This window comes from Tangfeifania diversioriginum, from assembly GCF_900141875.1.
Classification (GTDB): domain Bacteria; phylum Bacteroidota; class Bacteroidia; order Bacteroidales; family Prolixibacteraceae; genus Tangfeifania; species Tangfeifania diversioriginum.
Map to the genome: position 1 here is coordinate 15,384 of NZ_FQZE01000013.1, position 20,105 is coordinate 35,488.

Here is a 20,105-nt window from a genome sequence, read left to right on the forward strand (position 1 = left end):
ATTTCTTCAACCGATTGAAACAGATAAAATGTTTAATTCATTAAATAAATTCTACCCTTTTAATGACGATCTGAAGCTAAATTTACAGTCCATTTCCGGTGTCAGTCTCGGGCTTTTCCTGTTTTTGCTGTTTTTGCAGCCACTCGATCCTCCTGTTACTGATTTCAACAAAAAATTGCTGATAATTACCGGATATGGAGTTATTACACTGATTTTGCTTTCGCTGCTTCGTATATTTGCCCCCTCGCTTTTCCCTAAATTATTTTTACCGGAAAAATGGACCCAGAAAAATGAAATCGTGCTGCACATCATTTTTGTCATTTTAAACAGTGTTGCCTTTGCCTTTTACACTACCTATGTCGCCAACATTGAAATTACTTTTTCGCTTACGGTAAAAATCGTTTTGATTTCGCTTTTCCCCACGCTGTTTTTAGTCATTATTTATGAATACCACACGCTGAGATTGCGGTTACAACATCTGTTAAATCAAGACAACGATTTCAGTCAACCGAAAGCAGAAAAAGGAAGCGACGACCTCATCGAATTTGAATCGGAAAACCAAGGTGAATATTTTACACTTTTCCCTGAGCAAATAATAGTGATCAGGGCGGCCTCAAATTATGTGGAAATTATTTACAAAGACAAAAACAAGGTTGCCCGGCGATTAATCAGAAGCACGATGAAAAAAACTGAAAAGGAACTTTCGAATGTTCCTTTTTTGCTGCGGTGCCACCGTTCCTGCATTGTAAATTCAAATTATATTCAGCAAGTGCTGAAAACCCCGGAAGGACTCAAATTAAAACTCTACGATTATCCGCGCGAGATAAAAGTGTCGCGGCAGTATGTGCTCTCGGTAAAAAATGCCATGGAGAATCCGGTCTGACCATTTCCGGCTGTCCCGCGCCAGTGGCTTTCGTCCCAAAAGTACCTGAATAGCAACATTCTCCTGCCACAAATCCCTAAAATTTCCTCATGAATAGAACCATTGGTAACTTTGATTTAAAAATCAGATTACCATGAAAATTTTAATGATTTACCCGGAATACCCCGATACGTTTTGGAGTTTTAAACATGCACTCAAGTTTGTATCGAAAAAAGCGGCACATCCGCCGCTCGGGTTACTGACCATTGCACCGATGCTTCCGGAAAGCTGGCCAAAAAAACTTATCGACCTCAATGTTGAAAAACTCAGAGAAAAAGACATTTTGTGGGCCGATGCTATTTATATAGGTGCCATGTCAGCACAATACAAATCAACAGTTGAAGTCATTCAGCTTTGCAAATCATTCAACAAAACTATTGTGGCTGGTGGCCCTTTGTTTACAGAAGATTTTGAAAAGTTTGCTGAAGTGGATCACCTGGTGCTCAACGAGGCGGAAATTACACTTCCCCGGCTTCTCAGGGACCTGGAAAACGGACACCCTAAAAAAATTTACCAAACCGATGAATTTGCCGATATCCGGCAATCACCGGCACCCGATTATTCACTCATAAACCTGAAACAATATTCATCGAAAAGTATTCAGTTTACGCGCGGTTGCCCGTTCAATTGCGAATTTTGCGATATTACGGCACTGCTTGGCCATAAATTGCGAATGAAAACCACGCAGCAAATTTTAACCGAGCTCCAGTCTTTATACGATTTAGGAGCCCGTGATGCTATCTTTTTTGTGGATGATAATTTTATCGGAAATAAAAATGTACTTAAAAAGAAACTGCTTCCGCCGCTCATTGAATGGATGGAAGCACACGGAAATCCTTTCTCATTTTCTACTGAAGCATCAATAAACCTGGCAGATGACCCGGAATTGATGAAATTGATGACACGCGCCGGATTTTCCTCGGTGTTTGTGGGAATTGAAACGCCGCAGGATTCAAGTTTAATGGAGTGCCAAAAAGCACAAAACCGAAACCGTAACCTGATAGACAGTGTAAAATCCATTCAGAATAACGGAATGGAAGTACAGGGAGGATTTATTGTTGGGTTCGATAGCGACACACCAAATATTTTCAAACAGCAAATCGAATTTATACAGCAAAGCGGAATTATATCAGCTATGGTTGGGTTGCTGAATGCTCCTACAAAATCGAGATTGTACCAGCGTTTATACAAAGAGGGCCGCATCCTGAACAAAATGTCAGGCGACAACACCGATGCCACAATGAATTTTATACCGAAAATGAATAAAGAGGTTTTGGCAAATGGTTACCGCGATGTGATCCGTGGAATTTACGCCGGAAAACCTTTCTATCAGCGCATTCGCACGTTCTTAAACGATTTCAACCCACAGGTAAAAGTCCGCACAAAACTCACCTCCAATAAAATTCTGGCAATGGTAAAATCTGTATTCATTATCGGTATTTTCGACACTGACCGGAAATATTACTGGCAGCTGTTTTTCTGGAGTTTGTTCAACCGCCCGAAAGTTTTTCCACTGGCTATTACTTACTCCATTTACGGCTACCATTACCGCCGTGTGTTCAAAAAAATGAATTTCTTTTAAAAGTTTTAGGATTTCAATTTTCTGTTTTAACAAGTATCGTCATTGAAATTGGTTCGGCTTTCAGCTCTCCCGAAACCGTATCGCCATGCCCGTCTGCATTAAACTCATCTCCTTTAACGGCAATCCGGTAATTTCCTGCAGGAAGTTCAATCAACGTCTCCTTGCGGTTGGCGTTAAAAATCAGGAGAATTTCTTCCCACGAATCACCCACTTCGCGGCCGTAAATGCAATAAGAAACAACGCCAATTTTATATTCGGTACAGAATTTAATATGGTTTTGAATCTGGCTGGTCAATGGCATCCTGAACGCCGGATGGTTTTTCCGCAGATGAATCAGGTTCCTGTAATAGGTAAAAACGTCGTGATATTCTTCTTTCCGGGCCCAGTCGATTTGGTTCACCGTATCAGGCGATTTGTAGGAATTCGGATTTCCACCCTTGGTGCGGCAAAACTCAACACCCGCATGTAAAAACGGAATTCCCTGCGAAGTGAGTACAATGGCACCCGCCAGTTTCACCATTTTGCGCATTTCATCGTCGCCGGCTTTTGGGCAGCTTGCCTTTAGCTTGTCCCACAGCGTATAATTATCGTGGCACGATGCGTAGTTGATACATTGGGTAGGTTCGCTGGCCCAGGGTTGTTTGGCCGATTCAACATAGTCGTACACAATTTGCGGATGATGCACCGCACCTACTATGCCAAACTTCACTGACTCCTCACGCAATTCGAGGCCATTTACAAACCCTTTGGTTTTTTTGCTGCTGTGGTTGCCTTTCAGGGCATCCCTGAGGTCGTCGTTAAAACAGGCCACACCGGGTAATTTCGGGCTATTGCGTTTCACGGCGCGTTTCTCTTCCGGCATCGGGCTTTCGCCGCCTGTCCAGCCTTCGCCGTAGAGCAACATTCCGGGCCTGATTTTATCCAGCTCATCGCGGATAATTTTCATGGTTTCCAGGTCATAAATCCCCATCAGGTCGAACCGGAACCCATCCACATGAAACTCTTTTGCCCAGTATTTCAGCGAATCCACAATAAATTTCCGCACCATTGCCCGCTCGGTGGCTACTTCGTTGCCACACCCCGATGCATTGGCAAAACTGCCATCTTTTTTCTGCCGGTAAAAATAGCCCGGCACGGTTTGGTTAAAAACCGATTCTTTGGTAAAAAAAGTATGATTATAAACCACATCGAGAACAACTCCAATTCCGTTGGCATGAAGCGATTGAACCAGTTTTTTCAACTCTTTAATCCGCACTGTTCCATCATACGGATTGGTAGCGTAGGAACCTTCCGGCGCATTGTAATGCAACGGATCGTATCCCCAGTTGTATTTTTCGAGTGGCTTTTCTTCATCAACAGTATAAAAATCGTACACCGGCAGCAGGTGAACATGGGTTATTCCCAGTTCTTTCAGGTGCGATAAACCAGTAGCTGCACCACTTGCGGTTTTGGTTTCTTCTTCAGTAAAACCCAAATATTTTCCTTTATGCTGAATGCCGGATGATTCGGAGATGGAAAAATCGCGCACGTGTGTTTCATAAATTACGGCATCGGTAAATTTTTTCAACTCCGGCCCCTGGTCATTTTGCCAGTTTTCAGGATTTGTTTTCTGCGGATTGAAAATTATTCCCCGCTTGCCGTTCACACCAACACAACGGGCGTACATATCCGGCATTTCAGCCAGCCACTCGCCATCGTTAATCCGAAAGGTGTAAAACCGACCCTCGTAATCGCCCATCAAAACAGTTGACCAAGTCCCGTCGCCCACGGCCTGCAGCTGGGTTTTGTGAAAAGCTTCGCCGGTCGATCCGTCCTTATAAAGCCTGAATTCAATCATTTTTGCTGTTGGGGCCCAAATTTTTATCGTTGTCTTTTCAGGTGTCCAGAATACCCCCAGGTCATCTCCTTTGTACGAGGGATAAATTGAAAAATCGATATGGTTAAATTTCCAGTCTCTCATTAAAACTTAAATAATGTTTTTCGTAAAAACACACTTTTTGTGCCCAGTCGTTTCCCTTCCACTTCTTTAACCAACACGCTCGCTTTGGGTAGTTTTTTAAGGGTTTTATCGTGTGAATAAAAACGGTTTAAATCAATTTTTAAAGAATGGCTTTGCCCTTTGTCCAAATACAACGGATAAAATGAAGCATTATTGGTTCCCTTAAGCTTGAATTTTCGTTTATACCAAATACTGCTGAGAACCAGCAATGGGCGATCGATATCAACCGCAGAATTGCCTTCGTTTGTAACAGTCAGCATAAGTTCATCGGGATAATACAAGCGATCTTTTACCAGGGCAATACTCACCTTTTTCCTTTTGATGAACGGCCCTCCTTTTATTTGCGAAAAAGCGGGCAACTTCACAAAATAGAACAACGCCCCAATTGCGGCTACAAGTACCAGGAAAAGCCACAGAAGCTTGTGGCCTTCGGGGCCGATTTCGTTTTGAGCCCAAAGTGGTTGCGTTAATATTGTCAGAAAAAATAGTATTAAAAGGCGTTTCATCCGCTTCATTTTGCGACAAAAATAGCAGAATTTTTTTGATGCGTGGAGTTTAGTTATCAACCAGACACAAAATATTAACACCCAAAAAATTAGGGCACTTCAGTAATTTGTTAAAATTGCTTTTTTCATCTGTAACTTTCCACTTCATACTCTTTTGGTGGCTCTTTCTCCAGCGGGGTGAAAATAAGCATTATATTTTTCCTGAAGCAGACAACTATAGTTTCTCCATGAAAAATTTCTTTGACGCAACTTTTTCTCAAAATTTGAAGTCTGATTTAAAACACTTTCACCCATGAAAAAAATTCTGTCTCTTTCACTGATTTTTATGATAACATTGGGAATTAATTCTTGTAAAAAAGAAAACGAGAACGAGCCCGAACGGGTTTACACGAAAACGATTGAACGAAATTTCTCGAACGACTTTGAAAAAGATTTAATTGAAAAAGCCGAAACTTTTTCTGGAATGGGAACAGTACTGCAGACCGGTGTGCGCCATGTGGATAAATAAAGAACGCATTGCCGTATTTAATGAAAACGGCCAACTGCTCGATGTGTTTCTTGATGGCCCCATTTCCGTTCCGGTTTCGTAACCAAACTCCGGTTATTAGAACTGCCAATTTGCGCACTGTTATTTTTTTGTAAGGAAATCAGACATTTTACGGTCATTTTGTTAAATAAAATACTTTTTTGTATTTAATTTGAAGTCATAACCGATTAATAACCGAAAAAATAACAGTCATGAAACAATTGGTATGTCCTGTATCCAACGAACGAATAAACGAACGCCTTACACGCCTGAATGCATTTTTCACCATTTTGATTGTGGCTGCCGGGTTTGTATTTAACTCTGTCATCTTTCCATTGGTGCTACTGGCCGATTTTTTTATCCGGGCGTTTACCCGATCGAAATACAGTCCGGTGAGCTTTGTCAGTGCCGGCCTGGCACGACTACTGCACCTGAGCAAAAAACCCATCGACAAAGCGCCCAAAATTTTTGCTGCCCGCCTGGGCTTTCTAATGACCCTGGTAATTGCCACGCTGTTTTTACTGCAGCTCTACACGGCATCGATGGTTGTTGCAGGCATCCTGGTGTTTTTTGCTACGCTTGAGTCTGCATTCGGAATTTGTGTAGGCTGCATTATTTATACCTATTTTATTCTGCCATTGTACAAATAAACCTCAAAAACAGCAGCAAATATTGTTGCCCAAATTTTCTGCCATTCTAAAGGAATTTATTACCTTTTACCGGGAAATTAAAATTTTAAAAGATGAACAATCAGTATAATACAATGGTAGAGGCGGTTGAAGAGCTGAAAAAAAGAGGCTTTTCGCAAAACATGTCTGTAAACGAAGACGGGAAACTGGCACTTACTGACGGAAAAACATTTCCAGCCGAGGAAGTTACATTGGTGGAATACCATCGTTTTGAAGGCGAAACCAACCCTTCGGACAGCAGTATCGTTTACGCGGTTGAAACCACTTCAGGAACCAAAGGAACAGTTGTTGACTCTTACGGAGCTGACGGTTCAGAAACAACTTCTGATTTCATGAACAAAGTGAAACAATAAAAAAACCGGTGAGTTTGTAGTAGCCGTTCACCGTCATTTCAGCATTTAGGTAATCAAGGGTGTCGTTATTGGAAACCATAAATTTTTTACCGTCGAAAGTTACCAACGCATTCAGTTTCACCAGCGATTCGGGTTTTTCTTTTCCGGGTTGAAAGGCAAAAACGAGCAGCGTGATAATTGCCAGGACGGAGGTAATTAGTGATATTTTGGTTTTTAGTTTGCCCACTTATGCACGCTTATTATAAATCCTGAAAAAAATCCCTAACCGAAAGAATCCGCTCACTGCTTCTTTTAGTAAATAACAGGTGTTCAAAATCTCTCTTTTTTTTGTCCAATTCAACTGTTTCTAAAATTTTGAACACTTCATTTTTTAAATCCTCAAGGTTATGAATATTTAGCTTTTCAGCAAGAAACGAATAATCGGGTTGAGTTTGTGCCAGCAAAAACATCACGTCATAGAAATCCCTTCCTTTTTGGCGCGATAGCATTGCAGAGATTTTCATTGAGCATATTACACTATCGGGAGGAACAGGAAACGGGAAATATAGTCCACAACCTTTTATATTAACTACTTCCGGTTTGTAGGGCATTTGTTGATCCTCACTCTCAATTTTAATTAAAAACCGCTCCTCCCGGTGTCCGGAAAGACCTAATTCAAAAAGCAGTTCGGGAAAATAGATATTCCTGCGAAAGGCTGTCAATTTTTTATTCTCACGATCACGTACTTCAACCCGAAGCCCGTCACGCTTTAAAAAGGTTATTACAGCGTCTGTCATTTCCGTAAACTCTTCTTTGGAAGAATCTTTGCAATCAAAGTCCAGATCTTCGGAGAAACGATCAATCCCTTTTACAAGCCTTAAATATGTCCCCCCAATAAAAGCAATCTTTTCAATAAATTGGGTTGAAGAAAGAAAATCCAGAATTAACAGCTGGATATATTCTTTCAGCATATATTTTTGAAATGAGGCATTTTCTCTTATTCCCGGGTGAAAGAAATTTTTTATCAATTCAAGTTGCATCATAAGTTATAAGTGCTTTTCAATAAATTCACTCTTTTGGGGAGCGCTTTACTTTTAAATTTTGATAAATAATTGTCCAATCGTGAGAGGTCGAGTTCATCAAGTAAAAAATCTTCATCAAGTCGTAAATCTTCCATTTCCTTTTCTGTATTGTAAAAGGGATAGAGATACAGCAGATCCAGCAAAGCTTTTTCGGGTCGGGCAAGTTGCAGTGAATGTCCATTGGCAATAGGTTTGATATCATAACCAAACATCAGTTCCTCCCGAACACTTTTGTATTCATACTCACCAAATTCATTTTGAAAACTTGCTGTTTTCAGCGAGGTAACGCTTGTAATTTGCATCACTGCTTCAGGAATAATCCCGTAAAATGAAAGGGCAGTATGCAGACTAATGTATGAAGGACGATAAATCCGGTTTGCAAAGAACAGGATAAAGTCGGGTTTGCTTTTGTATTCAGGGAATGTGTAATACCCCTGTCGTAACCGAATTAAAAGGCCTTTTTTAACCCAACGAACAAAATTGTTCCTGTCGAAATCCGGCTTCCAGGCATAAACCTGGTGCGTATTAAAACACCCCAAATCAAACATCCTGTTTTTAAATTCCAGATAATTCATCGGCTACTAAAATCTGTTAGCAGATTTCCTATTTCTATTTTGCATTAAAAATAGTGCATTTTAGAAATAAAACCAAATGATTTTATGTAAAAAAGTTTGACTCCGCCGGAGTCAAATGTTTATAGAAATCTTGATTTTCTATAAACCTGCGACCCCGAGGTCGAATAAACCACATCACAACCTAATCATATTATTTCCTTTTCAATCGTTCCACCACATTTTCTTTTCTCCTCCGCGACACCGGGATTTGTTCCCCGTTTTTGAGGTTTAACAGGCTGCCGGATTTCAGAAAGGCCTCCACGTGTTTCAGGTTTACCAGATGCGTTTTGTGTGCCCGCACGAAACCGAACTCCTGCAGCAAATCTTCAAATTCCACCAAAGTTTTAGCCACCAGCAGATGTTTTCCGTCTTCAAAATAAATGTGTGTATAATTCCCTTCGCCCTGGCAACGGACGATTTTATCCACATCGACATATTCGATGCGGTCGCCAGAAGGCAGCCCGATGCGCGGATTGCCGGGCTGGCTGAGGTTGTGGTACAATTGTTTCATCCGGTGGTTTTCCTGCTTTTCGCGGATGCGTCCGGCTACTTTTTCCACGGCCACTTTCAGGTCGTTGCGGTTGATGGGTTTCAGGATGTAATCGGCAGCGGAAAAACGGATGGCTTTGATGGCGTAGTTGTCGTAAGCGGTAACAAAAATTACCTCGAAACTGAAGTCCTGCAAATGCTCCAGCAGTTGAAACCCGTTGGCGCGGGGCATTTCGATATCGAGAAAAACCAGGTGGGGCGGTTGTTCCCGGATGAGCGACAGCGCCGCCTCCACCGAAGCCGCTTCGCCCAGCAACTCCACTTCGGTGCAATATTCCCGCAGGATTCCGGCCAGGTTCTCCCGCCCGTGCTTTTCGTCGTCAACGATGATGGATTTGAGTTTCATTTTTATTTTTTTCTGGAGGCGACTGCACTGGCATGGCCTGTTTGATGTAATAATGCACCGATGAGTCAGGAACATAAATAGGCATATTAAATCGAAGATTAACATCCGGCCGGGCTATCGGCATTCGATAAGGGTCAAAATTATCTTCACCGGGTGTTGCAATTTCGGGCGAAAACGAAAACTCAGGGTTTCCCGGAAAAGTATCTGAAAGAAAAAGGCTGTCGGGTTGCGGCTTAAATTTTGGAGAAATCTCAAACTGATTGTATCGCTCTGCGTTCTTTTTTTTGGGGTGGAATTCTGTTTGTGCAAACAAGAAAACAGGGTGAACAATGAAGGCAAATAAAAAGAGTAAAGTTCTCATTTTAGATTTTTTGTCTGCCAATTTTTATTGCAATGCTATTTTCAGGATAAACTACATATCGTGCAGGTTTTGTTGATCTTTTTAGTTTTTGGAATCCATTTTTACAATAATTTCCTTTAACAAATCATTATGTTGCTGTTTCAAAGAAATAAATTTATTCACCCACTTGTAAATAAAATAAAGAATGACAAATATTATCGCCAGATAAAAAACAACAATTATTAGCATCGGAAAGAATGGCATTAAGTTCATAATATAAATTTTTAAAATTTTAAATAATTAAACAGTACTAATTTTTTATAAATCAAACTTTTATAATGTTTTGCGTGAGCTAATTAATCCAAATACTCTTCAAACATCTTTTTCAATTCCGCATTCGATGAAGCAAAATACACTTTGTCTTTCAATACAGAACCGTCTTTGCCAACCAAAACGTAGTGTGGAATTCCGCTTACTTTAAACCGGGCAGCCATTTTGTTCCACTCATCCTGCGTCAGGTAATAATGTTCCCCGTCGATATCGGGCATCAGAATTTCCCAGGTTTTCTTTGGCGACGACGGATTTGTAATATAAACAAACCTGATGTTTCTGTTTTTCAGCTCTTCTTTAAGCGGCTTTATCCGTTCCATTCCCGAGCGGCAGGGACCACACCAGGTGGCCCAAAAATCGACAAAAACCAGGTTCCCTTCGTATTTTTTCATGATGGTATCGAACAGGTCACCGTCTTTTGCATCGGGCGTTTCATTCACCACAAAACCCGATTTATTGCTGAATGCTTCTTCTTTCCGGGCAATTTCATTTTCAAGTTCAGCGCTCTGATCCAGCAAATAATCCACGATAAATGGGTTTTCAAAGTCACTGCGCAAATTTTCAATTTGATATTCAGCCAATGGCTTAAAACTTGATTTCATTCGCTGTGAAACATCCTGGGCTTTTATGATATCCCATGCAAATCCTGAATCGAAACCAAAATATTCCCTGAATCCTTCCCTGCGTTTTTGTTCCCGAATATTATTTAATTTTTCCAATCTGATTTCTCTGTAAATCTCATCGTATTTTGTTCTGAATTCCATGTACTCTGCCGAATCTTTAATCATAAATCCAGCCAGATCATCTTTTGTTTCACATGTTGCCAGTCGGTTCAGCAATTCTTTATTTTGTGAATCCAAAGTAATTCCCATTTTTTCAAAATCAGCGGCGGTAATATCTTGGTCTCCAACAGCTATTATTCCTTCCCGCCGCACAGGATCCGAAAACTTTAACCGGTTAATAAAAATGTCGTAATCGCCGCCGGTAGTTACAGCCAGCGGATTATTGATTTCCTCAGCAGCAATAAAATCAAAAAATCCGCTGTCCAGCTCTTCGTTTTCAAGCGGGATTTCCCGTTGATCGCGCGGCACATTATTTTTCCTTCGATAGGCCGAAGTTCGGTTCATGTTATAAGAGAGAATATTTTGCGCATTGCGGTAGGTAATCTGCATATCTTTGATTTGCTGTGCTTTTTTACATACTGGGTTGTTTTGAATGTATTCCTTCAGCGCATCCTGTTCTTTTCTTTTTATTTCGAGATTGTATTCTTTGTATTGTTCCGGCGACATATCCAGAATTTTTTCACGCATATAGTTGTAATCAAAATACCGGATATCTTTCATTGCCAATAAGTCACGGTTTACTTTTTCGGTAGCTCCCATAAACAGATTTCCCGGCTCCGGATCATCGTGGTGCCTGGACAAGTCGAAAAACCGGAAAGTGGTTTTGCCCGGTTCAAAATAGATACTTTCATTGGTACGCATAAATCTGACATACAACAATTGAGGATAAATCATGGGAATACTTGCAGAAAATGTTCCGTCGTCATTTATCGTAATCAGATAGGATTCCTGTGCGGATGCAAGAACATTATCTGCGTAAACCATCCCCGTTTCCCCCATTCGCGGATCATAACCATTTATGTAGCCCTTGTAATACGCGGTGTCCTGGTTAAAAACAGGCAACTGAAATTCTTCGTCGTTTGGAATTACAAAATCTGATTTGCTTGTTTGTTCTTTGCTAAATAACTCCAGGTTAGCCTCATCCGGGCCGATAAGCAGTTTGTCTCCTTTTTGTTTTACTACCAGCTTTTTCTTTTTGCCCTTTTTTTGAAGCATCAACTGGTAAATATCCTCCTTTTGGCTGATGAGTACCTGCTTCCAGATTTCGCTGTCGTAAATCACCAATTCGTCGAAAAAACCGTACATCCATTCATTGCTGCCGTCGGTACGCAGCCAGCTGCCGAGCAATTCTTCCGGGAAAAAAGAGAATTGCTCTCCGGGAACCAGTTCAATGCCAAATATTTTCCAGTCGGATACCATGTAATCGATTGTTTTAACATCATCGTCAACCGGCGGGAAATACAACGTGTATTCATTTAACCCGTTTTCAGGTGTAAAATGCTTCTCATTTATTTTTATCCCTTTGGCGTGTTTTACGTAAAGTTTTTCACCGCCTTTGCTGTCCTGAATCCATGTTTCCTCTGGAACGCGAATCCAATTGTTCGGTGCAAAATGCACCCTCAAATCCATTACAGTGGCGGTGTCGTGCAGTTCAATTTTTAAAATTTTGATGAAGGGTGCGGTTGTGCCTTTAAATTCGGGCCATTCGATTACTTTTTGGGCATGGCTAAAAAGAATGAACCCGAGAAATGCGAAGGTTACAATTAATTTTTTCATGATAGTAGTTCCTGGTTTTGGTTTGAATTTACGCTATTAAGATAATGATAATCCTATAACTATTAGCATTGTACAATATAATTTAACAATATTTTTTTAATTTGGAATAGTTCTAAATTCTTCATGCAGAGGATACATGTAAAACAATTTCCCTTCTAAAACTCTTTTATTCAATCCCCAGTTTTTGTTTCACCAGCGGAAATAAATCGATGCTTTGATTCGATTTATACAACACCACGTTGGAACCCGTTTCAAAAACGTACATTAGTTCCTGTTCCCGGGCAACTTCGTTAATTGCTCCCTGTGCTTTCTCGTACAGCGGATTAAGCAGTTCCTGGTATTTTCGCTGAATTTGTTGCTGCGCATTTTGCTGAAAGCCCTGAATACGTTCGCTCAAATTTTGTAGCTCGGAAATTTTTGAATCGCGTTTCAGCTCAGAAACATTTTCATCCATTTGTTCCAATTCGCCCAGTTTGGTTTGATAGTCTGTCTGCATTTCGCCCAGAATATCTTCCATGTCAGTTTGGAATTTAGTAAATTCTGTTTCAACGGTTTCACGCTCCGGCATAACCTGAATCAGCGCCTGCAAATCGATGTGCCCGAATTTTAAGGTTTGGGCGTTTCCAACAGTTGCAATAATGGAGAAAAGAATTGCAACGCAAAGAGGAGTAAATTTTCTCATGATTGTTGATTTTTAGTTATTTGCAGTAAAGTTGAAACAATCATTTCAAAAGCGAACTTAACAAAAGTTAAAAATCGACATGCAATATGTTAACTGTTTTAAACGAAGCGCTGTTTTTCTAAATTTCTGTTAATCACGAATTAATTCTACCGGCGAGTCAGCTATGGACAGTCATTTCGACGAGTTTGCGAGGAGAAATCTCTCATTTTAGAAGCAGATTTCCTGCCCGACGGAGTCATTCAGGCGGGCTCATCTTCGTGCCCTGGAGTCTTAGTGGCGGGAAAAGGAAAATGCCACGAAGTCACCAAGACGCCAAGGTTCACGAAATTTTTTATTTTCCAAGTTGTTCCAGCAACCGTTTTTTCAGTTCACTGTTTTCCATTTGCATTAAATGGGCATTTACAATTTTCCCGCTTTTATCTACAAGTGCGTAGTGCGGAATGCCGTAAATATTGAATTTTTCCGTCAGGTAGTTCCATTCGTCGCCCGAAACACGGACGTGCTCGCCTTTAATATCCGGGATTTTCTTTTCATACTCGTTTTCAGGCGAAGTTGGATTGGTAATATAAAGAAACACCACATCCTCACCGGCCAACTCTTCTTTCAGCGGTTTTATTTTTTCAATGCCGGCCAGGCACGGTCCGCACCAGGTTGCCCAGAAATCGACATAAATTACCTTTCCCCGGAATTTTTGAATGATGGAATCGAATAACTTGTCGCCTTCGGTTTTTAATTCCGGTGTATCCTCATCGCGGCTCACTTCTCTCTGCGCTTTTTCCCGGTAATATTCAGCAAAAACCAGTTCCTTCAGGTAATTGGTTTTAACGACCTCTTTTACTTCCTCAAATTCAGCCTCATTCAATGGTTTCTTTTCGTTTTGCAATCCGGCCAAATAATTTTGCAAGGCTATAATTTCCATTGGTAATCCTTCCGGCTCAATTTCCATTGCGTTTAAATTTGTTTCAATATTTTCCAGGTAAAAGCGATTTGAAATTTCAACCATTTCGTCTTTGTGTTTTTCGTTAAATTTCAGCAGTACTTCGCGGTATGTCTGGTTAAAATTTCTGGCTTGTTCACCATCGTAATTACCGGCCAAAAGCCGAATGAACTCAAACATATCCTTTTCCTCGCCTGTGAAGTTGGTATTCTTCTCCTTTAATTCTTCTTCAAGTGCCAAAAGTCGATAATAATAGGCTCCCTGCTGACGCACCAGATCCATGTATTTGAGCGACTGCAAAAGCGAGAAATATTCATTGCTGACAAATGCCAAATCAGATTTTACAGGCGTATCATTAAATTTACTTAGCAAGCTTAGGTTGAAGTCCAGCGGAACAATAGCTATTTGTTCGGCCTCATTTAACTTCTGGTTGGCATAAATTTTTGCCAGGTTCACATTTCCGTTGTACCGGAGGGCATTGTTTGCCGCCCTGAAATCAATATCGAACTTTCTTATTTGTAATGCTTTTTTGTCGATGGTCTTTTCATTTTGAAGGTTCTCTAACCGTTCCAACTCATTTTTCTTTGTTTCGAGAACGTAATCGATGTATTCTTCGTCCGGCATTCCGATAATTCCATCGATAAATGCCATCTGCGGTGTTGCCACTTCCATTGTTTCATGCAGTCCATAATTTACAGCAGCGCTTTCGCCCATAAAAAGCGAAGGGTAATCTTTTAATTTCGAATTTGTTAAATGAAACAGCGACTTGCCGGGCTCGAAGAATACGCGTTCGCCACCCGAAGGCAAACTGACTGAAATTTCCTGTGGTAAATCAAGGGGAAACTCAACCGAGAAACTTCCGTTTTTTTGAATGCGAATAACATAATTTTCCATTTGGTTGTTCATCGGGTTTAAATGACGGATCATGCCGGTGCTCACTCCCAGCCGCGGCGAATATCCCTGGATAAAACCGCTGTAAACCACCTTCCCGGGATTTACCAGCGGAACACCGAAAGGTCCGTCGTCCTTCATTATTGCTAACAGGCCGGCATCTTTCGAGTAGGTTGAAAGCGGGCCGTTTTCAGATTGCATTACACATTGATTTTTATCTTTAGAAATGCAATGCAACATTGTTTCTGCCTCCTGATTTTTCAGTTTGATTTCAAACCCATCGTCAGTAGGAAACACAGAAGCATATTCCCAGGTTTTGCCGTCGTAAACCGCCAGCGAATCGAAAAAGCTGAATGCCCAGTTTCCGGTTCCGGTTGAAAACCAGTTGCCGAGCAACTCATCAGGCACCGGGGAACGGTGGGGTATTTCCCTGATTTCGACATCGTAAAAATTCCAGCTGTTGGCCACAGGTTCGCCAAAATCAATTTTAGTGACATCGGAATTTACTGGTGGAAAAAACAACTGGTACGAAATTTCTTCCATCCGGTCTTTTTCCCAATGCACCTGAACCCCGATTTCAGCCCCTTCGGCTTTGGTGATGTAGAATTTTGTGGTGTCTCCAACGGGCTGGATGTAACTCTTTTCATGAATGGCCACCCAGTTGTTTTGCGGAATGGTCACATGAAACGATAAAATAGTGGCATCGTCGGTTAGTTCAACTTTTGTCAGCTCAATGTAGTTGGTAGATTTAATCCCGTAACGGGGATTTTCGATTACGTTTTGTGCGGCGGCCGAGACGGCCAGAAATATCAGCACTGAAATTAAAACAAATTTGTTCATGGCTGTTTGATTTTTAGTTATTCAATTTACGAAAAAATTTTACTTCTCCTCCGGCACCCAAATCTCCACCCGCGTGCCGGTTTCGTCGTTATCGGTGAGATCGGTGATTTGCAGCCGGTATTTTTCGCCCTGCTTTTCCTGCATGATTTTCAACCGCTCCTGCATCAGTTTGGAGCCTTTGCCGTTTTTGGCTGTGGCCAGTTTTTCTGCCGCCGGCCGGCCAATGCCATTGTCTTCGATACGAATCAAAATAAAAGAAGTATGCGCTAAGCGGTTATCAGCCGCTAAGTGCGTGTGCTCTCTCAAAACTTCAATCTTCAGCTTCCGCTCTCCCTCTTTATTCTGCAAGCCGTGAATCACGCCATTTTCGGCAAACGGCTGCAGCAGCATGGACGGAACCGGTGTGTTGTGGGGATCGATTCCTTCACCTATTGTTATCTGAAAATTGAAATCGAACCGCAGTTTTTCGAGGTTGAGGTACTGTTCAACGGTTTCCAGTTCTTCGGCCAGCGAAACCTCTTCTTTTTCGGAGTTTTGCAGCACTTTGCGGATGAGCCCGGCAAAGTCTGATAAATACAAATGCGCCTCGCGGCCCTTGTTTTGCTGCACCAGGTTTTGCACTGAGTTGAGACAGTTAAATAAAAAATGGGGGTTCATTTGCGACCGGATGGCTGTGAGTTCCAGCTCGCGCAAACGCCGCTGCTGTTGCTCTTTCCGGAAATGCTGACGAGCCCTCCATTTCCATGTTAACAAGCTAATAGTAACAAGTAGAAGAATTCCAATTAAAACATAGATTATTAGTTGAAGTTGGGATTTATCGAGTTCCTTTTTTTTTACCATCAGGCTGTGTTTGGCCAGGTTCATGACATCAATGGGGTTTTCGCCAAAACCTACCCGTTTCCCGTCTTTATCGTAAGCGATAAAATGATAGCGATCTTTTTTGAAAATGTTGCGCAATTGCTGGTTATGATTCGCCAGGAAAAGCTGGTGAGCTACGGGATTTGCCCGTTCAATATAATTTTGCCAGTCCTCAAAATTGCTGCCTTCCATCACCAGCACAAAATTGATTTCAGGATTTTCTTTGGCCAGGTCATCCCAGAAATAGCGTTCCCGTTCCCAAATGTCTGTGATGTAAAAAACGGTGGGTTTTTCTTCGAAAAAGTCTGAAAAATAAATCGGTTCTCCTTCCGGATTTAAAAACTGCGTTTCAGGCACGTAATTTTCGTTTTGCCATTTCAGGTGGTTTTCCATCAACTTTTCAATGGCGTTTGCAAATTCCCGGTTATTCACCAGGCGCAGCATTAAATCGAGGTGCCTGGTAATTTCATTTTGAATAATTCGCTGATCTTGTGAGGAATAATCGAGCGTGTTCATTTTTTCCTGCAAAAGGGTTTCTGCTAAATGACTGTAAAGTGCGTGACCGGTTAAAACAGTTTTAGTGAGTTCAACTTTTTGGGGTAAATCACCGAAATAGCGCCACCCTGACTGAACCGGAGCATTAAACCGATTGGAAGTTCTGAAATTGCCAATTCGATTCATTTTCGAAATTTGATAACTCAAAAAATCGTCTGCCAGTTGGCGGGAATGGATGCCGTAATCGTTGTAGTTGCGATGCAGGTAAAAATCACGAACTAAACTTTCAAGAAATTTAACATCCACTTTATCCTCTTCAGGAAAATAAAGCCTTCCAAACGCAACGTTATTGATTTGCTCTATCAGGTTTAAATAATAAAGTGCCCCGGTCAGTAAAAAAGCATTTAATTCAGTTGTGACAAAATTAAAGACGGGCTCAGAAATCTGGTTCCGATATTTTTCAATGAATAAATCTTTGTTCATCAGTGCATTTTGCAACCCGGAATATTTTATTTTCCTGCCATCCAGGTAAAGAAAGTTGAAATTGAAATTTTGGTAAAACAAACCATACTCTTTCCAAAAGTTGTAAATCAGTTGGGAGGCCTGGTGGTTATCTCCCGAGAATTTCACCTCCCACGGAAATGTTTCTCCTTTGGCTTCAAAATGAATATCATTTCCCGGTTCGGCATAAAACGCCAGCAGGGGAATATCATCCACCCGGTTTGTCTGTCCAAATTGAATATAAATCAGCCCGGCATGTTTTAAATCCGTTTCCAGCCTGAATGCATTGTTTTCATCCAGAAAAACAGTTTTCTGGTAAAGTTCTTCACCGAACGGTTCGCGCAAATAACCAACAATTACCTTTTTCTGTTTGGTATTGTCAACCTTCCCGGAAATGATAATTCGGTTTTCAGAAATGTTTTTAATTGATTGCAGATGGGTTTTATTCTCGGTGTAAATAAGTCGGTGTGGTTCGCCATACGCCCACAGTGCATATTTTGAAGAATCGATTTGAGTTGTCGTATTTTCAATCAAATACTTTTTTTCTGCTTGATACGAAAAATGCCGGCTGTGCAACCCGGGTTCAATTTTCTGTTTTGTCAGATGATAAGTGAAGAGTGAATCTGTAACCGTCCTGTTTTCTTTGAATGCAGAAGGTTCAATTCCCTCAACTTCGAATTCCGGTTCTGAAACCATTAATATCGATTGCAGGTGTTGTGTAATTTGAGGAATTCCTTCGGTGTTAAAATCGGAAGTGTGCCGCTCAACTGCTTTTTCATCAAATCCTTTTCGCCGGAGCAGATTGCGGACTTCCTCCAAAACCTCTGCCCGGTTGTGCAGTTTCAGTTCCATAGTTTCCCGATCAAATTCATATTGATAGAAATCTATCCACGGCAACAACTCTTCCCAAAAACTGTCGTAACGGTTTTCGTAAAATGCGTCTCTAAATTCAGGGAAACGGTAATCTTTATACCGTGGCGGAATTAATTCCGGATTTTCGGCCTTGTTTTCAATTACCGAAACCAACAGGTACTCTTTGTTTTCGGGTTGCAGTGTCACGCACCTTATTCTCAGGCTTTTCGTTTTAATATATTCGTCGAAACGTTGTTGATTTTCAGGCAAAACATATTTTGTTTCTATAAACTCATAAATGTATTCTTTTCCGTTTTCGGGCTGCAGAACAATTTTTTCGTTTTGCGCTGATGTGAAAAAGTTTATCAGAAAAAAGGCAACAAAAGCCAAAATAAAAATTTTCCGTTTCATACCCGTTAAAAATTGGTTTACCCAAAGGTGGTACAAAAAGCTGAAAATGAAAAGGGAAACTTATTAAACGGTAGAGTTGGGTTATTAAACGGCGAGCAGGCAAACAAACAAAAAAGAGCTTGCATTAGCAATGCATAAAAGTTTGCATTAGTAATGAAAAGTATGTACTTTTGAGAAAATAATTTGATTATGCTGCTGGAAAGTCAAATAAAAGAAGTTTTTGAGTATCAAAACAGTTACCTCGATAAATTACCGGAAGGAACTCCCCGGGAAATTCTTGAAGAAATAGATTTGGAAGAGCCACATATTACCATTCTTACCGGAATACGGCGAAGCGGAAAAAGTACCGTGTTGCTTCAATTGAAAAACAAATTACAGCAATATAACTACTTCAGCTTTGAAGATCCCCGGCTCACTGCATTTGAAGTCAATGACTTTTTTAAACTTGAAAAAATATTTGAATCCAGCAACGATACATTCCTTTTCGATGAAATTCAGAATGTTGAAGGCTGGGAAAGGTATATTCGTGTTTTGCACGATCAAAAAAAGAAAGTGATACTAACCGGTTCAAATGCACGAATTTTAAGTAAAGAATTGGGAACAAGCCTGACCGGAAGGCAGATCATGTATGAAATTTTTCCTTTTTCATATACAGAATTTTTAAAGCACCTCAACTTAAGCACAGGGATTGAAAGCTTTTCTGAATACTTAAATTCGGGAGGATTCCCGGAGTTTCTAATTTCGAAAAAAAGGGAAGTTTTGCTGAATCTCTATAATGATTTGATTTACCGTGATATTGTAGTAAGGCATGGATTAAGAAATCCCAAAGCATTGCAGGAGTTGGGGGTTTACCTGGCCAACAATGTTGGAAAAGAGTTTTCATACAACAAACTGTCAAAAAATTTTGATTTAGGATCTGTTAACTCTGTGCGATCATATATTTCCTATTTCGAAGACGCTTTTCTGTTTTATACCGTACCCCGCTTTAGTTTCTCCTTAAAACAGCAGGCTGTCAATCCTAAAAAAGTTTATGCGGTTGATACCGGGTTAATTTCAATATTGTCACTTTCTTTTTCAAAAGATCGTGGTAGATTACTTGAAAACAAAGTATTTATCCACTTGAAAAGGCTTGAAAAGGAAATTTATTATTTCAGAAAAACCGGGGAGTGTGATTTTATTGTATCCCAAAACAGCAGGGTTGAAATGATTGCACAGGTTTGCTATGAATTAAACAATGACAACCTATCAAGAGAAATAAATGGCTTGACGGAGGCAATGGATGAACTTAAATTTGAAGAGGGATATATTTTTACATTTAATCAGGAGGACCACATTGAAAAAAATGGAAAAACAATCCTTGTTGTTCCGGTTTGGAAGTTGATGAGTGGAAAATAACAACGAATTACCTCCACAAAAAAAAGG

The 20,105-nt window shown here is 40.7% G+C and carries 17 protein-coding genes; 6 read left to right on the top strand and 11 right to left on the bottom strand.

The genetic code is table 11. The features are described from left to right. Positions 1-28 precede the first annotated feature (28 nt). Both BUC07_RS09700 and BUC07_RS09705 read left to right on the top strand, forming a co-directional pair. Complete coding sequence (locus BUC07_RS09700; protein ID WP_073168871.1) at positions 29-883, top strand: LytR/AlgR family response regulator transcription factor; 855 nt, start codon at positions 29-31, stop codon at positions 881-883. 133 nt (positions 884-1,016) lie between these two features. Beyond that, positions 1,017-2,504, top strand: coding sequence for a B12-binding domain-containing radical SAM protein (locus BUC07_RS09705; protein WP_073168873.1), 1,488 nt, complete (start codon positions 1,017-1,019; stop codon positions 2,502-2,504). 13 nt (positions 2,505-2,517) lie between these two features. Here the strand turns inward: BUC07_RS09705 and pulA are convergent, their stop codons facing one another. Both pulA and BUC07_RS09715 read right to left on the bottom strand, forming a co-directional pair. Beyond that, the gene (gene pulA / locus BUC07_RS09710) at positions 2,518-4,464 is read right to left on the bottom strand and encodes a type I pullulanase (protein WP_073168875.1); all 1,947 of its coding nucleotides are present in this window, start codon (positions 4,462-4,464) and stop codon (positions 2,518-2,520) included. Beyond that, complete coding sequence (locus tag BUC07_RS09715; protein WP_073168876.1) at positions 4,464-5,009, bottom strand: hypothetical protein; 546 nt, start codon at positions 5,007-5,009, stop codon at positions 4,464-4,466. Before BUC07_RS09715 ends, pulA begins: the two co-directional genes overlap by 1 nt. Positions 5,010-5,301: 292 nt before the next feature. Here BUC07_RS09715 and BUC07_RS09720 point away from each other — a divergent pair, with 292 nt between their 5' ends. The 3 genes from BUC07_RS09720 (at position 5,302) to BUC07_RS09730 (ending at position 6,577) form a co-directional block, all read left to right on the top strand. After that, on the top strand, positions 5,302-5,517 hold the full coding sequence (locus BUC07_RS09720) for a hypothetical protein (protein WP_073168878.1): 216 nt from the start codon (positions 5,302-5,304) through the stop codon (positions 5,515-5,517). Between the two features lie 230 nt (positions 5,518-5,747). Beyond that, positions 5,748-6,185, top strand: a complete 438-nt coding sequence (locus tag BUC07_RS09725) for a DUF4395 domain-containing protein (protein ID WP_073168880.1) — start codon at positions 5,748-5,750, stop codon at positions 6,183-6,185. A gap of 92 nt (positions 6,186-6,277) precedes the next feature. Continuing rightward, complete coding sequence (locus BUC07_RS09730) at positions 6,278-6,577, top strand: hypothetical protein (RefSeq protein ID WP_073168881.1); 300 nt, start codon at positions 6,278-6,280, stop codon at positions 6,575-6,577. On the opposite strand, the gene BUC07_RS09735 is transcribed toward BUC07_RS09730, so the two are convergent. The 9 genes from BUC07_RS09735 to BUC07_RS09775 form a co-directional block, all read right to left on the bottom strand. Then, complete coding sequence (locus BUC07_RS09735) at positions 6,555-6,803, bottom strand: hypothetical protein (RefSeq protein ID WP_073168883.1); 249 nt, start codon at positions 6,801-6,803, stop codon at positions 6,555-6,557. The two genes, BUC07_RS09730 and BUC07_RS09735, sit on opposite strands and share 23 nt — an antisense overlap. A gap of 13 nt (positions 6,804-6,816) precedes the next feature. Next, positions 6,817-7,599, bottom strand: coding sequence for a nucleotidyl transferase AbiEii/AbiGii toxin family protein (locus BUC07_RS09740; protein WP_073168884.1), 783 nt, complete (start codon positions 7,597-7,599; stop codon positions 6,817-6,819). Then, positions 7,596-8,213 carry a type IV toxin-antitoxin system AbiEi family antitoxin domain-containing protein gene (locus BUC07_RS09745; RefSeq protein ID WP_073168886.1) on the bottom strand — a complete coding sequence of 206 codons (618 nt, stop codon included), beginning with the start codon at positions 8,211-8,213 and terminating at the stop codon, positions 7,596-7,598. The genes BUC07_RS09740 and BUC07_RS09745 overlap by 4 nt, the downstream gene beginning before the upstream one ends. Before the next feature lie 190 nt (positions 8,214-8,403). Further along, a complete protein-coding gene (locus tag BUC07_RS09750) occupies positions 8,404-9,147 on the bottom strand; it encodes a LytR/AlgR family response regulator transcription factor (RefSeq protein ID WP_073168888.1) in 744 nt (247 codons plus the stop codon). Then, the gene (locus BUC07_RS20910; RefSeq protein ID WP_073168890.1) at positions 9,122-9,508 is read right to left on the bottom strand and encodes a hypothetical protein; all 387 of its coding nucleotides are present in this window, start codon (positions 9,506-9,508) and stop codon (positions 9,122-9,124) included. Before BUC07_RS20910 ends, BUC07_RS09750 begins: the two co-directional genes overlap by 26 nt. A gap of 335 nt (positions 9,509-9,843) precedes the next feature. Further along, positions 9,844-12,216, bottom strand: a complete 2,373-nt coding sequence (locus BUC07_RS09760) for a TlpA family protein disulfide reductase (protein ID WP_073168892.1) — start codon at positions 12,214-12,216, stop codon at positions 9,844-9,846. 166 nt (positions 12,217-12,382) lie between these two features. Then, positions 12,383-12,898: an OmpH/Skp family outer membrane protein gene (locus BUC07_RS09765; RefSeq protein WP_073168894.1), complete on the bottom strand. Its 516-nt coding sequence runs from the start codon at positions 12,896-12,898 to the stop codon at positions 12,383-12,385. A gap of 331 nt (positions 12,899-13,229) precedes the next feature. Then, the gene (locus tag BUC07_RS09770; protein ID WP_073168895.1) at positions 13,230-15,566 is read right to left on the bottom strand and encodes a redoxin family protein; all 2,337 of its coding nucleotides are present in this window, start codon (positions 15,564-15,566) and stop codon (positions 13,230-13,232) included. A 39-nt stretch (positions 15,567-15,605) separates the two neighbouring features. Continuing rightward, positions 15,606-18,683, bottom strand: a complete 3,078-nt coding sequence (locus tag BUC07_RS09775) for a sensor histidine kinase (protein ID WP_073168897.1) — start codon at positions 18,681-18,683, stop codon at positions 15,606-15,608. Between the two features lie 189 nt (positions 18,684-18,872). Between BUC07_RS09775 and BUC07_RS09780 the strand changes: the two genes are divergently transcribed. Beyond that, complete coding sequence (locus tag BUC07_RS09780) at positions 18,873-20,078, top strand: ATP-binding protein (RefSeq protein WP_073168899.1); 1,206 nt, start codon at positions 18,873-18,875, stop codon at positions 20,076-20,078. Positions 20,079-20,105 lie beyond the last annotated feature (27 nt).

Bases quoted from the DNA above. Each gene is read 5' to 3' on its own strand.
- BUC07_RS09700 (WP_073168871.1), top strand. From the start codon at position 29: ATGTTTAATTCATTAAATAAATTCTACCCTTTTAATGACGATCTGAAG.
- BUC07_RS09705 (WP_073168873.1), top strand. From the start codon at position 1,017: ATGAAAATTTTAATGATTTACCCGGAATACCCCGATACGTTTTGGAGT.
- pulA (WP_073168875.1), bottom strand. From the start codon at position 4,464: ATGAGAGACTGGAAATTTAACCATATCGATTTTTCAATTTATCCCTCG.
- BUC07_RS09715 (WP_073168876.1), bottom strand. From the start codon at position 5,009: ATGAAACGCCTTTTAATACTATTTTTTCTGACAATATTAACGCAACCA.
- BUC07_RS09720 (WP_073168878.1), top strand. From the start codon at position 5,302: ATGAAAAAAATTCTGTCTCTTTCACTGATTTTTATGATAACATTGGGA.
- BUC07_RS09725 (WP_073168880.1), top strand. From the start codon at position 5,748: ATGAAACAATTGGTATGTCCTGTATCCAACGAACGAATAAACGAACGC.
- BUC07_RS09730 (WP_073168881.1), top strand. From the start codon at position 6,278: ATGAACAATCAGTATAATACAATGGTAGAGGCGGTTGAAGAGCTGAAA.
- BUC07_RS09740 (WP_073168884.1), bottom strand. From the start codon at position 7,599: ATGATGCAACTTGAATTGATAAAAAATTTCTTTCACCCGGGAATAAGA.
- BUC07_RS09745 (WP_073168886.1), bottom strand. From the start codon at position 8,213: ATGAATTATCTGGAATTTAAAAACAGGATGTTTGATTTGGGGTGTTTT.
- BUC07_RS09750 (WP_073168888.1), bottom strand. From the start codon at position 9,147: ATGAAACTCAAATCCATCATCGTTGACGACGAAAAGCACGGGCGGGAG.
- BUC07_RS20910 (WP_073168890.1), bottom strand. From the start codon at position 9,508: ATGAGAACTTTACTCTTTTTATTTGCCTTCATTGTTCACCCTGTTTTC.
- BUC07_RS09760 (WP_073168892.1), bottom strand. From the start codon at position 12,216: ATGAAAAAATTAATTGTAACCTTCGCATTTCTCGGGTTCATTCTTTTT.
- BUC07_RS09765 (WP_073168894.1), bottom strand. From the start codon at position 12,898: ATGAGAAAATTTACTCCTCTTTGCGTTGCAATTCTTTTCTCCATTATT.
- BUC07_RS09770 (WP_073168895.1), bottom strand. From the start codon at position 15,566: ATGAACAAATTTGTTTTAATTTCAGTGCTGATATTTCTGGCCGTCTCG.
- BUC07_RS09775 (WP_073168897.1), bottom strand. From the start codon at position 18,683: ATGAAACGGAAAATTTTTATTTTGGCTTTTGTTGCCTTTTTTCTGATA.
- BUC07_RS09780 (WP_073168899.1), top strand. From the start codon at position 18,873: ATGCTGCTGGAAAGTCAAATAAAAGAAGTTTTTGAGTATCAAAACAGT.